This window comes from Sphingobium sp. RAC03, from assembly GCF_001713415.1.
Lineage (GTDB): Bacteria > Pseudomonadota > Alphaproteobacteria > Sphingomonadales > Sphingomonadaceae > Sphingobium.
This window is the reverse complement of record NZ_CP016456.1, coordinates 1672798-1690589: the sequence shown is the minus strand read 5'-3', so window position 1 is coordinate 1690589 and position 17792 is coordinate 1672798. Positions and strand designations below refer to the sequence as shown.

Below are 17792 nucleotides of genomic sequence, written 5' to 3'. Positions count from 1 at the left end.
AAGCCCGCGTGGCCCGCTTCAGGCGTCTGCCCTTGGCCTGTCCACACTGCGAATGTGAATCAGGTGGGGAGGATGATCAAGCCTTGTAAAATTCTTTTTTCGAATCATACTTCTTCGTCCGCGCTTTTCCCAACTGCGTCGAAATCCCCTAGCCCCGGCAATCTTCGATCACCCGTGCGACTTCCGCCCAGGCAGGCAGGATCAGCGGGGCAAGCCCCTGCACCTCCACCGCAAACTTACCCCGGCTATAGGCGATCTGGTCCAGCGTGACGTCGGAAGCGGCGCGGACGGCCTGGACCTGCGGTTGCGGCGCGGGGACGCTGGTGGTCGGCCAAAGGACGGCGCCATAGCTGGTGCGCAGCGTCATCGCCCCCTGCCCTGTTCCCATACGCACTACGGCTATCCGGCTCGTCGCCCGGTCGCAGCGGACGGCGAGGTGCGGGGCGGTCGCGCCGGGGCCGAAGGACGCGACCGATCCGGTCGGTTCCGGCCGGTAGGTCCAGGTGCCGGGCGTCGTCGGACGATTATGCCATTCCGTGGCCACCGGTGCGGGGGTGGCGGGCGCGATCGGCGGTGGCGCCGGAGCCGGGCGCGGCGCTGGCGTCGGCGCTGGGGCGGGTGCCCGCTGCGCGGGGCCGACACAGGAGCCGAGCAGGACCAGCAGGGGGGACAGGGCGGCAAAGGAAGGGATGAGGCGCATCACCAACCCATGCCGGAGCCGGACGGGCGGCTCAAGGCGAAAAGGCCCAAGTGACGCTTAGCGCCGCCAGCGTGCCCAGATGGCGGTGGGCAACAACAGGCCGCGTGCTTCCTCCCGCACGGCCAGTTCCCCGACCTCGACCGTGCCGGGCAGGTCGGCGAGCGCCTGCCGCAGCAATTCGCCGATCGCCAGTGCCGACATGCGGACGGCATAGACGGTCAGGAACAGGAAGCGGCTGTCCGCATCAAGCAACTGGCGGCAATTGGCGATGAGGGCGGGTAAATCCTCCTCCAATCGCCAGACTTCGCCGTCAGGGCCGCGGCCATATTTGGGCGGGTCGAGCAGGATGCCGTCATAGCGGCGGCCGCGCCGGACTTCGCGGGCGACGAACTTGGCCGCATCCTCGACGATCCAGCGGATCGGCTTGTCCGCCATGGCGGACAGATCGGCATTGGCGCGTGCCTGCGCCACCGATTTCTTCGAGGCATCGACATGGACCATACGCGCGCCGCTGGCCGACATGGCGAGCGTGCCGACGCCGGTATAGCCGAACAGGTTCATGACTTCGGCTTCCGCCTTGTCGGCGGTGCGTTCCCGCATCCAGTCCCACACGGGGGCCATGTCCGGGAAGAAACCGAGATGGCGGAAGGGGGTGCAACTCGACTGGAAGGTCACGTCCTGCCAGTGCAGTGGCCAGCCATCGGCGGGGACTGGCTGGTCATAATACCAGCGACCGCCGCCATCCTCGTCCGATCCGGGGACAAATTCAGCGTCTGCCTTCCAATCTTCGGTCGCGGGTGCCCACATCGCCTGGGGTTCAGGGCGAATGAAGCGGTAGCGGCCATAGCGCTCCAGCTTGCGGCCGTTGCCCGAATCGATGAGGCCATAGTCGGCCCAGGGTTCGCCGATGAGGGTTTGCAGATTCATACCAACCTCCGTTCGCCCTGAGCCTGTCGAAGGGCCGCACTGTTCTTCAAGAAAGGACAGGGCTTCGACAAGCTCAGCCCGAACGGTGGTTGTCAGGCGCGCGGCGTCGCGCGCTCGGCGACATAGGCGGTTACCGCCTCGAAGGTGCCGGGCAGCTTCACATAGCTTTCCTCACGCGCGAACAGGTCGCCGACACGGGCGGGCAGCGGCGGGCGGGTGCCGGTGGCGCGCTCGACGGCGTCGCGGAACTTGGCCGGGTGCGCGGTCGCCAGCGTGACGACCGGGATCGACGCGTCGACGTCCGCCTCGCGCGCAGCGGCAAGGCCGATGGCGCTGTGCGGGTCGATGATCTGCCCCGACCCGTCATAGGCCCAGCGCATCGCCATGGTCATGCTGTCGGCATCGATGCGTGCCGAAGCGAAGAGCGCCGCCGCCCCGTCGCGCTGGGCGTTGGTCAGGCGCATCGCCTTGCTGGCTTCGAACCCGTGCATCTGGTCGGCCAGTGCTTGGCCGTTGCGTCCGCCCGCGTCGAACAGCAGCCGCTCGAAATTGGAGCTGACCTGAATGTCCATGCTGGGCGTCGCGGTCGGCACGACCTGGCCCTGGCTGTAATCGCCATCGGACAAGGCGCGATGCAAGATGTCGTTGACGTTCGTGGCGACGATCAGCTTGGCGACGGGCAGCCCCATCTTGGCCGCGACATAGCCCGCGAACACGTCGCCGAAATTGCCGGTGGGGACCGAGAAGGCGACCGGCCGTTCGGGCGCGCCCAAGCGCACGGCGGCGTAGAAATAATAGACGACCTGCGCCATCAACCGTGCCCAGTTGATCGAGTTGACCGCCGACAGGTTGAAGCGGCGCGAGAAATCCGCGTCGTTGAACATGCGCTTCACCAGCGCCTGCGCATCGTCGAAGCTGCCGTCGATCGCGATATTATAGACGTTGGGCGCGCGCACCGTGGTCATCTGCCGCCGCTGCACGTCGGACACGCGGCCATCGGGATGGAGCATGAAGATGTCGATCTTCTCGCGCCCCGCCACGGCATCGATCGCCGCCGACCCGGTGTCGCCCGACGTCGCGCCGACGATGGTCAGGTGATCGTCACGGCGCGACAGGAAGCGTTCGAACAATTGTCCCAGCAATTGCAGCGCGACATCCTTGAACGCCAGGGTCGGGCCGTGGAACAGTTCGAGCAGCCAATGCTGATGATCGAGCTGGACCAGCGGCACGACCGCCTGATGGCTGAACCGGCTATAGGCGGTGGTGCACAGTTCGCGCAATTCGTCCTCGGTCAGCGATCCCGCGACGAAGGGGGTCATGACCCGCACCGCGGTTTCGACATAGGACAGGCCGCCGAGGGCGCGAATATCGTCGGCCGAGAAACTGGGCCAGCTTGTCGGCAGATACAGCCCGCCATCGGACGCCAGCCCCGCCAGCGTCACATCCTCGAAACCGAGCGACGGCGCGCTCCCCCTGGTGCTTTGATATTGCATGATGGGAAAGCGCGGTAGCGACCCCTGCGCCGCTGGGCAAGTATTTACGGGGCTTTGGGCGCGTTCCGGCGGCGCAGCGCGAGAATATAGATGACGATGGCGATCGCGGCGAAGAAGAACCACTGCACCGCATAGGCGAGATGATTGTTGGGAACGTCGGCGGCGCTAGGCGGTGCGCTGGCCTTCATGCCCGTTGGCGCGGTACGCGCGATGAGCATGGGCCGGAGCGGCGTCGCCTTTCCGCCTATGCGCGAAATCAGCGCCCGATGGTCCGGCTCTTCGCTGATCCAGCCTGCAATCTGACCGCCGGTCCAGTCGGGCTTGGCATCGGGCCGCTGCGTCACGCCGACTGCGACGAGTGCGCCCGGTCCTTCCGCGCCGGTCGCGCATTGGGCGATATGGCGATAGCCGGTGCTGCCGTCAGCCGCGCGGCCAGCCTCCACCTGCCAGCCGACCACGCGCAGGCAGTGGAGCGACGAGGGGCGAAAGAGCAGGTCGGGTCCGACCGGGGGCATGGCCGGAAAAGCGACGGGCGGCTTGCCGGGATTGCTGGCTGCGAGGTTCAAGGCCGCTGCCTTTTCCACGCGGCGATCGATCTGCCAGATGCCGAGGCCGATCATCACCAGCACGGCGAGCGCGACGATGATGGTCGGGATCAGGGGGATGCGCGTGGTGCGCGGGGCGGGATCGGGCAATGGGTCCATGGGCTGGATGCATAGCGCCCCGCAGCACAAAAGAAAACGGCCGGAGCGATGCCCCGGCCGTGCGTCTCATTCTTGGAGATGGTGCTTAGCCGTGAACCGGCGCGCCCCAGCCACCCCAGACATAGATGGCGACGAAGAGGAACAACCACACCACGTCGACGAAATGCCAATACCAGGCAGCGGCTTCGAAGCCGAAATGCTGGCGCGGGGTGAAGTGGCCCTTATAGGCGCGCGCCAGGTTGACGATCAGGAAGATCGTGCCGACCAGAACGTGGAAGCCATGGAAGCCGGTCGCCATGTAGAAGGCCGAGCTATAGGGATTGCCGCCGAAGTCGAACGGGGCGTGGGCATATTCATAGGCCTGCACGCAGGAGAAGACCGCGCCCAGAATGATGGTGCACCACAGACCCTTGATCATGCCATCGCGATCACCGTGGATCAGCGCATGGTGCGACCAGGTGATGGTCGTGCCCGAACAGAGCAGGATCAGCGTGTTGAGCAAGGGCAGTTCAAACGCATTCATCACTTCCACGCCCTTCGACGGGAACAGGCCGTCGATCGGGGGAAGGGCGCTGGGGAAGAGGGCGAAGTCGAAGAACGCCCAGAACCAGCCGACGAAGAACATGACTTCCGACGCGATGAACAGGATCATGCCGTAGCGCAGATGGAGTTGCACCACCGGGGTATGATCACCGGCATGGGCTTCGGCGACGACATGCGCCCACCAGCTGTAGAAGGTGAAGAGGACGCCGGCGAAACCGAGCATGAACACCCAGCCACCGCCAGCGGGCATGGCGTCGGGGTGCATCCACATGATCGCGCCCATCGCCATGATCAGCACCGACATCGAACCGAACAACGGCCAGATGCTGGGCGGGAGAATATGATAATCGTGATTCTTGGCGCCTGCCATGACGTGCTCTTCCCTGTTCGCGTTATCGTTGCTTGCCTTAGCTTGCCTTCTTGCCCGGCTCAACCGGGTAGAATGTGTAGCTTAGCGTAATCTGTTGCGTGTCCTTGTTGTCGGGATCGTCGAGGATCTTGGGATCGACGAAATAGAGGACGGGCATCCGCACCTCCTGGCCCGGCTGCAAGGTCTGCTCGGTGAAGCAGAAACACTGGATCTTGGTGAAATAGGCGCCCGCCTGGGTCGGCGTGACGTTGAAACTGGCGGTGCCGGTCACGGGCTTGTCGGACATGTTCTTCGCGATGAAGATCGCCATGTCCTTCCGTCCGACGGTGACGGTATCCGTCCGATGTTCGGGGTAGAATTGCCAGGGCATGCCGGGCTGGACGTTCGAATCGAAGCGGATCGACATGGTGTGGCCAGCCGCTTCGCTGACCTGCACATTGGCGTCCGCGCGCATGGTGGTGCCGCCGAACCCGGTCTGTTCACAAAAGATGCGATAGAGCGGAACCGACGCGAAACCGAGCGCCAGCATCGACAGGCCGACGCCCGCCATAGTAAGCATCGTCCGGCGGTTGCGCCGGTCGCGGTCGAAGGGGGACGGCGGTAGTGTGGCCATCATAGCGTGTCACTCGTGCCGATCTTCGCCAATGTGATGGCGAAGAAGAGGATGACGAAAAAGCCGAGCAGCAGGCCCGTGACGAGCGAGCGCGACTTCTGCCGGGCGCGGATGATATCTTCTTCTTCGGGGGTCATGCCATTACCCAGCGGTCGACGACCACTGCTCCAAAGAGAAGGAAAAGATAGAGGATCGAATATTTGAACAGACGCCGCTCCGGTTGCATCCGCGTCTGATCGCTTTCACGGCGGCGATAGACCTGGAAGGCGAAAACCGCGAACAATGCCGTGCCGAGAAAGGCGACCGTGCCGTAGATCGGCCCGGTCAGACGCAGCAGCACCGGGGCCATGGCCGCGACCGCCATGATGGCGGTGTAGAACCAGATCTGGCGGCGGGTGACGACCTCGCCCGACACGACGGGCAGCATCGGGATGCCAGCAGCAGCATAATCGGTCTTCACGAACAGCGCGAGCGCCCAGAAATGGGGCGGCGTCCAGAAGAAGATCAGCATGAACAGGGCGATCGGCAGCGCGGTGATATCGCCGGTAACGGCGGCCCAGCCGATGACTGGCGGGAATGCGCCCGCTGCGCCGCCGATGACGATATTCTGCGCCGTGCGGGGCTTCAGCCAGATGGTGTAGACGAAGACGTAGAAGAGGATCGAGACGGCCAGGACCGCAGCGGCGAGCCAGTTGGTCGCCATGCCCATCAGGATGACCGAAAAGAAGGACAGGCCAACGCCGAAATGCAGCGCGGACTGGCGATCCATCCGCCCGGCGGGCAGCGGCCGGTTGGCGGTGCGCTTCATCTTGGCGTCGATGTCCGCCTCATACCATTGATTGAGGCTAGCGGCAGCTCCTGCGCCGAGTGCGATGCAGAGGATGGCCGTGAAAGCGAGAACCGGGTGGATGGTGCCGGGTGCCGCCAGCAGGCCGCACAGGCCCGTGAACACGACCAATGTCATGACGCGCGGCTTGGTCAGCGCGAGGAAGTCGCGCCAATGGGCCGTGATCGGGGTCGATGTCATCGTCGCGGTCGTCATATTTGTTCCGGCCCCACCATTTGGGGGCATATAGCATAAGGGGGGCGGGCGACTATCACCCGCCCCCGATCATGTCAGTCCGTCCAGCGATCAGTGATGCGCGGCATCATCGATCACGGGCAGGGTTTCGAACTGGTGGAAGGGCGGCGGGCTGGACAAGGTCCATTCCAGCGTCGTGGCGCCTTCACCCCAGGGATTGCCTGCGGCCTTCTTGCCGGCCGCGAGCGACCAGAAGATGTTGATGAAGAAGATCAGCACGCCGACGGCCATGATTTCATAGCCATGGCTGGCGATCTTGTTCCAGTAGGCAAAGGCTTCCGGATAATCGGGGTAGCGACGCGGCATGCCCGAAAGCCCTAAGAAATGCATCGGGAAGAACAGCAGGTTCACGCCCACGAAGAACACCCAGAAATGCAGGTGGCCGAGGAATTCGTTATACATGCGGCCCGACATCTTCGGGAACCAGTAATAGAAGCCCGCGAACAGGCCGAACACGGCACCCAGCGAGAGGACGTAGTGGAAGTGCGCCACGACATAATAGGTGTCGTGCAACACGTCGTCCACGCCGCCATTGGCCAGCACGACGCCGGTCACACCGCCCACAGTGAAGAGGAAAATGAAGCCCAGCGCCCAGACCATCGGGGTCTTGAAGCTGATAGACCCACCCCAGATGGTCGCGATCCACGAGAAGATCTTGATGCCCGTGGGCACGGCGATGACCATGGTGGCGGCGGTGAAATACATCTTCACATTGACCGACATGCCGGTCGTGAACATGTGGTGCGCCCACACGACGAAGCCGACGACGCCGATCGCGACCATGGCATAGGCCATGCCGAGATAGCCGAACACCGGCTTGCGGCTGAAGGTAGAGATGATCTGGCTGACGATGCCGAAACCGGGCAAGATCATGATATAGACTTCGGGGTGACCGAAGAACCAGAAGAGATGCTGGTAGAGTTCAGGATCGCCGCCACCGGCAGCGTCATAGAAGGTGGTGCCGAAGTTGCGGTCGGTCAGCAGCATGGTGATCGCCGCGGCCAGGACCGGAAGGGCGAGCAGCAGCAGGAAAGCGGTGACCAGCACCGACCAAACGAACAGCGGCATCTTGTGCAGGGTCATGCCCGGCGCGCGCATATTGAGGATGGTGGTGATGAAGTTGACCGCACCCAGGATCGAGCCAGCGCCTGCGATATGCAGCGACAGGATTGCCATGTCGACGGCGGGGCCAGCGGAACCGCTGGTCGACAGCGGCGCATAGACCGTCCAGCCAGTGCCCGCGCCATAGCCGGTGCCGCCGGGCACGAAGGCCGAGCCGAGCAGCAGCGCGAAGGCGGGGATGAGCAGCCAGAAGCTGATATTGTTCATCCGCGGGAAGGCCATGTCCGGCGCGCCGATCATGATCGGCACGAACCAGTTGCCAAAGCCGCCGATGATCGCGGGCATCACCATGAAGAAGACCATGATGAGGCCGTGCGCGGTGATCAGCGCGTTCCACAGGTGATAGGCCTGGTCGAGCGAGGCAGGCTCCGCGCCCAGCATCGCATGCTGGATATTGGCCCAGCCCTGCAGATATTGGATGCCCGGCTCTGCCAGTTCGACGCGCATCAGACCCGAAATCGCGCCGCCGACGACGCCGGCGAAGATCGCGAAGATCAGATAGAGAGTGCCGATATCCTTGTGGTTGGTGGACATGAACCAGCGCTGGAAGAAGGCTGGCTTGTGATCGGCGTCATGATGATCATGAGCATGATCGCCATATTGATCTGCGGTGATGGTGGTCATGGCGTCTCTGCCTTCTTAAAGCGCGTTGTTGCCGACGGCGTCAGCCGGCGGGGCGGGCAGCACACTGCCCTGTTGCGGGCCCATCGGCGCATCCGGCGCGGCGGTGCCGTTCTTGAGCGAGCCACCCTGCGACAGCACCCACTGGTCGAACTGCTCAGGCGGCAGCGCTTCGATCGCGATCGGCATGAAGCCATGGCGCGCGCCGCACAGTTCCGAACATTGCCCGTAATAGACGCCGGGCTTTTCGATGGTGAAGCTCTTTTCGTTCAGACGACCAGGAACCGCATCCATCTTCACCCAGAGCGACGGCACGGCGAAGCTGTGGATCACGTCTGCGGCGGTGATGATGAGCTTCACCGGACGACCGGCGGGCAGGATCAGGCGGTTGTCGACGGCCAGCTGAAACGGTTCGCCACCGGCCTTCGCCTGTTCCTTGGTCAGCATGTTCGACACATATTCGGGGATGCCCGCGTCGGGATATTCATAGCCCCAATACCATTGATAGCCGGTGACCTTGACGGTCAGCGCATCCTTAGGCGCGGGCTTATACTGGTCGGCGAGCAGCCCGATCGAGGGCACCGCGATCACCAGCAGGATGATGACCGGAACGACCGTCCAGATCACTTCGATGAAGGTGTTGTGCGACGTCTTGGACGGCACCGGGTTGGCGCTGCGGCGATAGCGGACCATCACATAAAGCATCAGCACCAGCACCAGCACGGAGATGAGCGTGATGAGCGGCAGCAGCATCACGTCATGCAACCAGCGCGCGCTGTGCCCGGTCGAGGTGAACTGCTCCTGCAGGGTGATCTCGCCCGGTTTAGGCATGCCGATGCCTTCGGTCGGCTTCATGCGCGGCGGCGCGGCGACCTTGGCGGCTGGCGCAGCGTCGGCGGCGGGCGCAGCGGCGTTCGCTGCCGAATCAGCAGGCGCGGCGACAGTGGCCGCCGCCGGAGCGGCAGCGGTTGCATTGTCCTGCGCGAAGGCCGGACCGTTCATCGCCATTGCTGGCGCAAAGGCCAACAATCCTGCGAGAACGAGCGATTTCACCTGTATCATAGCGTCTTCTTACCCCGTAACCCCTTGGCGCCGCTGCAACGAAGACGCGCGCATGCACATCGTCCCCGCCCGGTCGGTTCTGCCGCGGCTTATAGGCATGGTTTTTTGATGCCTCAAGCTAGCAGGAGCAGATTTTCTTCGCTGTTGCAACGTTCCCTTCCGGCCCCTATTTCGCTGCTGCGCGCACAGGGGCGCGTTCATGGCGCGCCGATGCGTGCCGTGCCGATAGGGAAGCGGGCCGTGCCATATAGGGGCCGGACCGCGCGACAGGATAGATAAACGGCATGACCGACGAAGAAGTTTTGGCGGAATTCCGGGCAGCAGGGGCGCTGCTCGAAGGACATTTCATCCTGTCTTCGGGCCGGCGCAGCGCCAATTATCTGCAATGCGCCCGCGTCCTGATGAGCGCCGAGCGCGCGGGCAGGCTCGCGCTGGCCGTGGTGCAGAAACTGCCGCGCGAATTGCGGCAGGAGATCGACCTGGTAGTTTCGCCAGCCATGGGTGGTCTCATCATCGGTCATGAAGTCGGCCGGGCGCTGGGCAAGGACGCGGTATTCCTCGAACGCCCCGAAGGGACGTTCGAACTGCGCCGCGGCTTTGCCATATCGCCGGGGCAGAAAATCCTGATGGTCGAAGATGTCGTCACCACTGGCCTGTCGTCGCGCCAGGCGATCGAGGCCGTCGCGGCCGAGGGCGGCATCGTCATCGCCGAAGCGGCCCTTGTCGATCGCTCGGCGGGCGAGGTGGATCTGGGCGTGCCCTTCTATCCACTCGTGTCGATCAATTTCCCGGTCTATGACGCTGATGCCCTGCCGCCCGAACTGGCGGCGATCCCGGCGATCAAGCCGGGCAGCCGGAAGGTCTAGCCGATGCCCCACTCCCCCGCTCCGCTGCGCCTGGGCGTCAATATCGACCATGTGGCGACAATCCGCAATGCGCGTGGCGGGGATCATCCCGATCCGGTCAAGGCGGCGCTGCTGGCGGTGAAAGCGGGGGCGGACGGCATCACGGCGCATCTGCGCGAGGACCGGCGGCATATCCGCGACGAAGATGTCGCGACGCTGATGGCGGCGCTCAGCGTGCCGCTCAATCTGGAGATGGCGGCGACGGCCGAGATGCTGGACATCGCCCTGCGCTACAAGCCGCACGCGGCCTGCATCGTGCCGGAAAAGCGCGAGGAGCGCACGACCGAGGGCGGGCTGGACGCGGCCGGGCAGTTCGAAACGCTGCAGCCGATCGTCGCGGCGCTCAATGATGCGGGCATCCGCGTCAGCCTGTTCATCGAAGCCGATGCTGCCCAAATCGACGCGGCGATCCGGCTGAACGTCCCGGTCGTGGAATTGCACACCGGCGCTTATGCCCATCTGACCGGCGAACCGCGCGCCGCCGAACTGCGCCGCATCGCCGACGCGGCGGCGCTGGCCGCGAAGAACGGCATCGAGCCCCATGCGGGCCATGGCCTGACCTTCGACAATGTCGGGCCGATCGCCGCCATCCCGCAGGTCGCCGAACTCAATATCGGCCATTTCCTGATCGGCGAAGCGATCTTCGGTGGCCTGGAAGGCAGCATCCGCGAAATGCGGCGGCAGATGGATTTGGCGCGGTGAGTGCTCATACACATCCTCCCCTGGCAGGGGAGGTGGCAGGGCGTAGCCCTGACGGAGGGGTGTTACCCTCACGATGGGGTGACACCCCTCCACCGGCTTCGCCGGTCCCCCTCCCCTTCCAGGGGAGGATTTTTGCGTGATCATCGGTCTCGGCTCCGACCTCTGCAATATCGAGCGAATCCAGAATTCGCTCGATCGCTTCGGTGCGCGCTTCGAAAGCCGCGTGTTCACCGATGTCGAGCAGGCCAAGGCCAATCGCCGCCCCTTCACCAAAGCGGGCACGCTGGCCAAGCGCTTCGCCGCCAAGGAGGCCTTCTCCAAGGCGGTCGGCACTGGATTCAAATCGGGCGTGTTCATGAAAGATATCGGCGTGGTCAATGCGCCGTCCGGCGCGCCGACGCTGGCCCTCACCGGTGGCGCGCTGGCCCGGCTCGACGCGCTTGTGCCGGCGGGGCATAGACCCGTCATCCACCTGACCCTGACCGACGATCATCCTTGGGCGCAGGCCTTTGTCATTATCGAGGCGCTTCCCCTGTGACGACCGATCCCACCAGCCTGCACGACACGACCGCCGACGCGCATAGCCCTTCCGAGGACGTGATGCCCAAATCGGACGTCAATTGGTGGCAGGAGATCAAGAGCATCACGCTGCTGATCCTGGCGGTGCTGGCCTTCCACAGCTTCGTCGCCAAGCCCTTCTATATCCCGTCCGAATCGATGATGCCGGTGCTGCTGACCGGCGACCGGCTGGTGGTGAGCAAATTCCCCTATGGCTGGTCCTATGTCTCGCCCAGCTTCCATCCCTTGCCTTTTCTGAAGGGCCGGATTTTGGGGCGGTTACCGGCACGCGGCGACATCGTCATCGTGTCGCCCCAAAATAGGCGCGAGGATTATATCAAGCGGGTCATCGGCCTGCCCGGCGACATCATCGAAGTGCGCGGTGGGCAGGTGCTGCTTAACGGCGTGGCGGTGAAGCAGCGCATCTTGAAGCCGCTGCGCCTGCTCGTCGATAGCAATGCCCCCTGCCCGCCGCTGCAATTCCCCGGCGCGCGGATGCAGGGCGCGGACGGCAAGGATTATTGCGAATTGCCGGTGCGGCAGGAAATCCTGCCCAATGGCAAAACCTATCTCACCATCGACATGGGACCGAGTGCGCTCGATTGGTATGGCCCGGTGCGCGTGCCGGAAAACCACGTCTTCCTGATGGGCGACAATCGCGACAACAGCGCCGACAGCCGCGCGCCGCTGGAGGAAAACGGCCTGGGCGGTCCCGTACCCTGGGAAGCGATCGGCGGCCGCGCCGAGTTCATCACCTTCAGCCTGGACGGCGATTCAAGCTGGAACCCGCTGACCTGGTTCGGTGCTTTCCGCAGCGGGCGGGCAGGCAACAGCCTGCGGCCGCAGAGCGTGACGGAGGTAGAATAGCAGACGTAGCTCGGCGCGTTGGCAGCGCCCCATGTCAAGCGCTTACCAGGCCGGAGTTCCAACGGTTCACTATTCTGACAGCAGGCGTCCAACTCACGCCATTCCGATATTGATGTCGGAAAGCCAGCTTATGCTCGGATCGGCCATTCGGTATTGGCAAATCGGAACTGCACCGCAATGTTGATGTCCAAATCAACTTGCGGTGATCCAGAAACTGCCGTTCGCCCGCATCTCACTATGTTGCGCCCGCGCCCAAAGTTGAAACGGTCGTGGATTACCGAACTTTGATCAGCATCGCGGTCATTCTTTTGGCGGCGAAGGGCGGGAGTTTAACCGCTTTTGCCGCTGCGATGTCTGCGGCGCTGGGTTTGCCTACCTGGATCAGGGCGACCATGCCCATCGAATAATGCGGCATGCATTTGATGCCATAGAGGCCGGGCTTGGTCACGGTCAGCACCGCTTCCTTGTTCATACCCCCCTTCATCGGCGTCGCGCCCGCTGGCAGCATCGTGGCCATGGTTTCGGCGTTGTGGCTGGGGTCGGTGGGCTGGAAGCGGATCACGTCGCCTGGCGCGGCCTTCACAAAGGCCGGTTCGAACACCATCGCGCCCTCCGCGCCCTTATTTTTCATATGGACGATGATGTCCTTGGCCGAAGCCGGAAGAACGGTGCCGCCCAGCATGAGGCCGACCAGCGCCACGCGCAGCGTCGAACGATGAAACATGGCATCTCTCCTGATATTATGGGCGCAAAAGCGCGGTCCGCCAGATCAATGGCGCAATGGCTGAAGCGTGCAATTGCACCTTGGTCCTATCCCTCCTCCGGTCGGGCGTTGATCAGCGGACGACCCAGGTCGCGCCAGCCGTCGGTCCCCTCCGCCAGCCACCAAATATTAGTATAGCCGAGCGCCCGCAGGCGGCGCGCTGCGTTCCAGCCCATCCAGCAATCGGCAAGGCAAAAGGTTATGATCATGCGGTCCCTGGCACCGCCGGTCAGGCGGACGAGGCCCTCTTGAAACCATCGATCGATCGCGGGCGAGAGGTCGCCGCGTCCCGCTTCGGGAAACCAGTGCGCGCCGGGGATGCTCGGTCGTTCGCGGGCCAGGCGCCAGCGTCCATCGGCTTCGCGATGACCGCCCTCGGCGGGTAGGACGTCGATCAGGATCGCGTCGATATCCGGCCGCATCAGGGCGACCGCGACGGGGGCGATCCGCCCGACACCGTCGGGCGGCCGGGGAACGGGCGCACGATAATGCGCGACGCGATAGCCATCCGCGGCGAACAGCGTGTCATCCTCTGGCTGGGCCTGTGCGCCGGTCGCAACCAGCGCAAGCATCGCAGCTATCGCTTTGCCCCTCGCGCCCATCTCTCTCCCCCGCTGCGTGACCAAAGGTGCAATGGTAGCCGCTTTCGCTTCACCATAAGCTTGCACTTTGGGAGAAGGTCATGGTGCGGCGTAGGTTTTTGCAGCTTCTGGTGGCCATGCTGCCACTGGCGATGGCCCCGTCCGCGCTTGCTCAGCCTCCCTACCCCGACGATCCGTTACAATCGCCTATGTGGACCGCACATGCGCGGCTGATCTTCGGAGATGACCCGGTGCGGTTCGATCCCCGCATCCAGTTGCTTTATCCGCAAGTGGCGGAAAACCAGCGCAGCTTTCCCGTGGCATTGGATGCGCGCGGCGTGGGGCCAGTGACGCGCATGGTGATCTTCGCTGATCTCAACCCGATACCGATCGCCATCGACTATCGCCCGGATCTGGCGGAACCCTATATCGCGACCCGGATCAAGCTGGATCAGCGGACCCCGGTAAGGGGTGCGGTGCAGCTGGCCAGCGGACAGTGGCTGGTGGCGGGCGGATGGGTCGATGCGGCGGGCGGCGGTTGCTCGGCACCGCCGGTCGGTCGCATCACAGGCGATTGGGCGGCTCATCTGGGCGAGATGCGGGGGGAAGCCTGGCCCATGGGGACGCAGGGCAGCAGCCGTCTGCGCATCACCTTCCGACATCCGATGGATACGGGGCTGGTGGCCAATATCCCCACTTATGCGATCGAAGAGATGAGCGTGCGGTCGGAGAGTGGAACCATGCTGGGCCAGATGGCGCTCTTTGCGTCGGTTTCCGAAGACCCGGCGATCACCCTCATGCCCCACGCCGCGCCTGGTGCCATCCTGTCGATCGTGGCGCTTGATACAAACGGGCGCACCTATGCCGCCAAAGTGCCGGTGGCGCGACAATCCGCCTCGGCCCTGGCGGCGCAGCCATGAAGATGACGCGCCGGGCCATGCTCGCTGGATTGGCGCTGCCGGCGACGGCTGGCATGGCGAATGCCACTTATCCCATCCATCCCGTAGCGGTGGCGGACGGCATATGGATGATCCACGGCGACGATGCGCCCATCCAGTCTTCCAACGGCGGAGCTATCGCCAATATCGCGATCATCGACACGCCGGTCGGCATGATGCTGGTCGATAGCGGACCTTCGCTCCGCTACGGCCGGGCGCTCAAGGCAGTGGCGGAAGGGCTGACGGGCAAGCCGGTCATCCGCGTCTATGTGACGCATCTGCATCCTGATCATGGCATGGGAATTGCGGCCTTCGATCCGGCGATCATTGCCGCGCTGCCGCAAACCATTACGGACATGGCGCGGGACGGGCGCGGCTTTTCCGATGCGCTGTATCGCCTGCTGGGGGACTGGATGCGCGGCACCGAGCTTGTGTTGCCGGGGCGGAAAATCACGGAGGCATCCGAGGATTTCGGCGGGCGACGCCTGCGCCTGATGGCGCTGGCGGGGCATAGTGCGGGCGATCTGGCGCTGTTGGACGAACAGACCGGCCTACTGATCGGCGGTGACCTGCTGTTCCATGATCGCGCGCCTGCGACACCGACCGCAGACCTGCCGCGTTGGCGCACAAGCCTCGACAGCCTCGCAAAGCTGCCGCACCAGGCGGCGTTACCGGGCCATGGTCCCTTCGATCCGACGGGGCAGAAAGCCATTGCCCAGACACGCGACTGGATCGACTGGCTGGAGGAAGCCTTGACCGCCGCCGTCCGATCCGGCCTCGACATGGTGGAGGCGGGCAGCGTGCCGATCCCCGCTCGTTTTGCCGGGATGGCGGCGGCCCGCTACGAATTGCAACGCAGCGTGTCGCATTTCTATCCAGGGCTGGAAGCCAAATGGCTGCCAAGAGTGGATATGCCGGAGGGTTAGAAGCGCACCCTTACCCCGACATACCAGCGTCGCGGGGCGCCCGGCCCATAAGCGCGCGGATTGCTGGCACCGGGGACTTCGACGAGGTCGATCTCATCCACTTCGCTGAAGGTTCCGAATGTTTCATAGGTGCGGCCGAATATGTTGCGCACTTCGCCGAACATAGTGACCCCCGGCACGATATCGATACCGGCGCGCACGTTCGCAATCGCATAGCCAGGCAGCCGGGGCGTCAGATTGGCCTCATCGCCGACCAGATATTGCCCCGACCGCGCGATCAGGTCGCCACCCACCGACCAGCCTTTGCCCGCATAGTCCAACGTCAGCGTCGCACTGTGCCGGGGGATGCCGGGCAACCGATCGCCACGACCGACATTGATCGTGCCTTCATCCCCCGCCATCGGGTTGGACGGACTGCTCAGTTCCATGGCGCTGCGATAGGTCGCATCGGTGAAGGCATAGCTGAGGCCCGCGACCAGCCCGCCATGCTCGGCCTTCAGCGATGCTTCGACGCCCTGCCGCCGGGTGTTGCCGATATTCTGGAAATAAGCGCGACCGCGAATTTGGGAGGCGATATATTGGATGTCGTCCTGATTGGTGGTGCGATAGGCCGACAGGAGCCAGCTCGCCCGCCATCCGCCAAGACCAAACGCACCCGACGTGCCCGCTTCCCAGCTTTTGGCGACCACCTGTTTAAGCGGCGGATCGGCGATGAAGAAATTGGTGAGGCTGCACGGCGCATTTTCGTCCGCGCAGGAGAGTTCCGCCGGAGTCGGCGCGCGGTTGCTCTGCGCATAGCCCGCGCGCAGCGACAGGGCTTCGGACATCTTATAGTCCAGTTCGAAACCGGGATTGAGCCGCCTGAACCGATGCGTTCCGTTGAGCGCCGTGCCGATCTGATCGACAAGCTGAATCCTTGCATGGTTCCAGCGGAGGCCGATTTCGGCCGACAAGCCGGGCGCGATCGGCACCCGGTTCTGCACGAACACGCCCCAATTATTGGTGTGGGCGACCAGGCCGACCGGCGCGATCGCATTATCCTGCTGGACGATGCGGCTGCCCAGCCCCTCGACGCTGCGATCGTCGGTCAGCGCCCCCAGTTCGGTCGACGTGTCGAAGCGCGTGCGGCTGGTGTCGTAGCTGACGCCGATCGCGAAATGGTTGATACCGCCCAGCAGGGCGCGATCGTCGATGATCTGGACCAGCGCGCCCATCGCCTTGGTCTTGGTGCGTCCACGATTGAGCACGCCATAGCCTTCGCCCCCCAGCGTATCGGCTATGGGGTCGCCGTTGGCGTCGGTCAGGATCGCCTGCACCTCCTCACCATCGTCATCAGCACCTATTGTTTCCAGGCATAGCAGGCCCGCCGCATCGTCCGCCTCGCACCCTTCGATGTCGGCCGCATCGCCGTTCATGGTCCGCAATGTGAGCTGCTGGGCATAGAGCGTGGCTTCAATCCGGGTCGTTGGCGATAGCGCGACCCAGGGGTGCAGGCTTGCCCGACCATAACGGCTGCGGCCATTGTCGGGCCAAGTGAAGACGGCCCGGCGGTCGGCCGCCAGCAATTCGATCGGCGACACGCCATTGCCGGTCAAGTCCGTGTTCGCGCCTATGATTTTGAGATGCAGCCCGCCCTCTGCGGTATCGAAGCCCAGATCGGCATAGCCATTATACAGGCGCGACGGGCTGAAATCGCGCCAGCCATCGTCGCGACTATATTGGAACGCGCCAAAGGCGCTGACATCCCCGCGCGCCACGCCGCCCGCAATGCTGGCCTCGGCATAGCCGAACCGCCCGCCGGTGGCACTGGCCTCTAGCCCCGGATGGCTACGCCCGGTCTTGGTTTCCAGCAGGATCGCGCCGCCCAGCGCATTGAGGCCATAGACCGGGCTGGCATCCAACAGGTTCAGTTTGGCGATGGCGGCTTCGGGGATCAGGTCGAACTGGACCGTGTCGCCAAAAGGCTGGTTGAAGCGCGCCCCGTCCATATAGACGGCCAGCCCCTGCGATTGCCCTTGGAGCGGGGAAGCGATGAAGCCGCGATAGACCAGATTGGGCTGCCATGGGTTATTCTGCGCATCCTGCAACGTGACGCCCGCCATGGTCCGGGTGAGGGCGGAGAGCAGGTCGGGCATCCCCGCTCTTGTTATATCGACCGCGCCAAGGGCCAGCCCATCATCGCGGTCGATCCCCCCACCCGGCGCGGTCACGATGATGGTTTTCGACCTGCTTGCATCGGACGTCTGCGCCGATGCAAGCGCCGGGGCCAGCGCCATGGCCGCGATTCCCGTCGATAGTCGGCCCCATCCGCGCATC

The 17792-nt window shown here is 64.2% G+C and carries 19 protein-coding genes; 6 read left to right on the top strand and 13 right to left on the bottom strand.

Translation table 11 applies throughout. The features are described from left to right. Positions 1-148: 148 nt before the first annotated feature. The 10 genes from BSY17_RS12710 to coxB all read right to left on the bottom strand — a co-directional run bounded on the left by BSY17_RS12710 (position 149) and on the right by coxB (position 9236). On the bottom strand, positions 149-700 hold the full coding sequence (locus BSY17_RS12710; RefSeq protein WP_069065775.1) for a hypothetical protein: 552 nt from the start codon (positions 698-700) through the stop codon (positions 149-151). 57 nt (positions 701-757) lie between these two features. Next, positions 758-1627, bottom strand: a complete 870-nt coding sequence (locus tag BSY17_RS12705) for a class I SAM-dependent methyltransferase (RefSeq protein ID WP_069065774.1) — start codon at positions 1625-1627, stop codon at positions 758-760. Between the two features lie 92 nt (positions 1628-1719). Further along, complete coding sequence (gene thrC / locus BSY17_RS12700) at positions 1720-3120, bottom strand: threonine synthase (protein WP_069065773.1); 1401 nt, start codon at positions 3118-3120, stop codon at positions 1720-1722. A 44-nt stretch (positions 3121-3164) separates the two neighbouring features. Beyond that, a complete protein-coding gene (locus tag BSY17_RS12695; protein ID WP_069065772.1) occupies positions 3165-3824 on the bottom strand; it encodes an SURF1 family cytochrome oxidase biogenesis protein in 660 nt (219 codons plus the stop codon). A gap of 85 nt (positions 3825-3909) precedes the next feature. Continuing rightward, a complete protein-coding gene (locus BSY17_RS12690) occupies positions 3910-4737 on the bottom strand; it encodes a cytochrome c oxidase subunit 3 (protein ID WP_069065771.1) in 828 nt (275 codons plus the stop codon). Positions 4738-4774: 37 nt separating this feature from the next. Continuing rightward, the gene (locus BSY17_RS12685; protein WP_069066955.1) at positions 4775-5350 is read right to left on the bottom strand and encodes a cytochrome c oxidase assembly protein; all 576 of its coding nucleotides are present in this window, start codon (positions 5348-5350) and stop codon (positions 4775-4777) included. Further along, positions 5350-5487 (bottom strand): hypothetical protein, encoded by a 138-nt coding sequence (locus BSY17_RS21570; RefSeq protein ID WP_171899237.1) that lies wholly within the window; start codon positions 5485-5487, stop codon positions 5350-5352. The genes BSY17_RS12685 and BSY17_RS21570 overlap by 1 nt, the downstream gene beginning before the upstream one ends. After that, on the bottom strand, positions 5484-6392 hold the full coding sequence (locus BSY17_RS12680) for a heme o synthase (RefSeq protein ID WP_150125790.1): 909 nt from the start codon (positions 6390-6392) through the stop codon (positions 5484-5486). Before BSY17_RS12680 ends, BSY17_RS21570 begins: the two co-directional genes overlap by 4 nt. 90 nt (positions 6393-6482) lie before the next feature. Continuing rightward, positions 6483-8177, bottom strand: a complete 1695-nt coding sequence (ctaD, locus tag BSY17_RS12675) for a cytochrome c oxidase subunit I (protein WP_069065770.1) — start codon at positions 8175-8177, stop codon at positions 6483-6485. A gap of 15 nt (positions 8178-8192) precedes the next feature. Continuing rightward, positions 8193-9236, bottom strand: coding sequence for a cytochrome c oxidase subunit II (gene coxB / locus BSY17_RS12670; protein ID WP_037475786.1), 1044 nt, complete (start codon positions 9234-9236; stop codon positions 8193-8195). Between the two features lie 284 nt (positions 9237-9520). On the opposite strand from coxB, the gene pyrE reads away from it, so the two are divergent. From pyrE to lepB, 4 genes are all read left to right on the top strand, one after another. Further along, entirely contained in the window at positions 9521-10102 is a 582-nt protein-coding gene (pyrE, locus tag BSY17_RS12665) for an orotate phosphoribosyltransferase (protein ID WP_037475784.1), read from the top strand. A gap of 3 nt (positions 10103-10105) precedes the next feature. Beyond that, positions 10106-10843, top strand: a complete 738-nt coding sequence (locus BSY17_RS12660) for a pyridoxine 5'-phosphate synthase (RefSeq protein WP_069065769.1) — start codon at positions 10106-10108, stop codon at positions 10841-10843. A gap of 136 nt (positions 10844-10979) precedes the next feature. After that, on the top strand, positions 10980-11381 hold the full coding sequence (acpS, locus tag BSY17_RS12655) for a holo-ACP synthase (RefSeq protein WP_069065768.1): 402 nt from the start codon (positions 10980-10982) through the stop codon (positions 11379-11381). A gap of 62 nt (positions 11382-11443) precedes the next feature. Then, a complete protein-coding gene (gene lepB / locus BSY17_RS12650) occupies positions 11444-12268 on the top strand; it encodes a signal peptidase I (RefSeq protein ID WP_083217201.1) in 825 nt (274 codons plus the stop codon). Between the two features lie 274 nt (positions 12269-12542). On the opposite strand, the gene BSY17_RS12645 is transcribed toward lepB, so the two are convergent. Continuing rightward, positions 12543-12992: a pseudoazurin gene (locus BSY17_RS12645; protein WP_069065767.1), complete on the bottom strand. Its 450-nt coding sequence runs from the start codon at positions 12990-12992 to the stop codon at positions 12543-12545. 86 nt (positions 12993-13078) lie between these two features. Further along, positions 13079-13603 carry a rhodanese-like domain-containing protein gene (locus tag BSY17_RS12640; protein WP_237236299.1) on the bottom strand — a complete coding sequence of 175 codons (525 nt, stop codon included), beginning with the start codon at positions 13601-13603 and terminating at the stop codon, positions 13079-13081. 110 nt (positions 13604-13713) lie between these two features. Here BSY17_RS12640 and BSY17_RS12635 point away from each other — a divergent pair, with 110 nt between their 5' ends. Beyond that, on the top strand, positions 13714-14532 hold the full coding sequence (locus BSY17_RS12635; protein WP_069065765.1) for a quinoprotein dehydrogenase-associated SoxYZ-like carrier: 819 nt from the start codon (positions 13714-13716) through the stop codon (positions 14530-14532). Beyond that, the gene (locus BSY17_RS12630) at positions 14529-15476 is read left to right on the top strand and encodes a quinoprotein relay system zinc metallohydrolase 1 (RefSeq protein ID WP_069065764.1); all 948 of its coding nucleotides are present in this window, start codon (positions 14529-14531) and stop codon (positions 15474-15476) included. The genes BSY17_RS12635 and BSY17_RS12630 overlap by 4 nt, the downstream gene beginning before the upstream one ends. Here the strand turns inward: BSY17_RS12630 and BSY17_RS12625 are convergent. Continuing rightward, entirely contained in the window at positions 15473-17791 is a 2319-nt protein-coding gene (locus BSY17_RS12625; protein WP_069065763.1) for a TonB-dependent receptor, read from the bottom strand. The genes BSY17_RS12630 and BSY17_RS12625 overlap by 4 nt on opposite strands. Between the last annotated feature and the right edge of the window lies 1 nt (position 17792).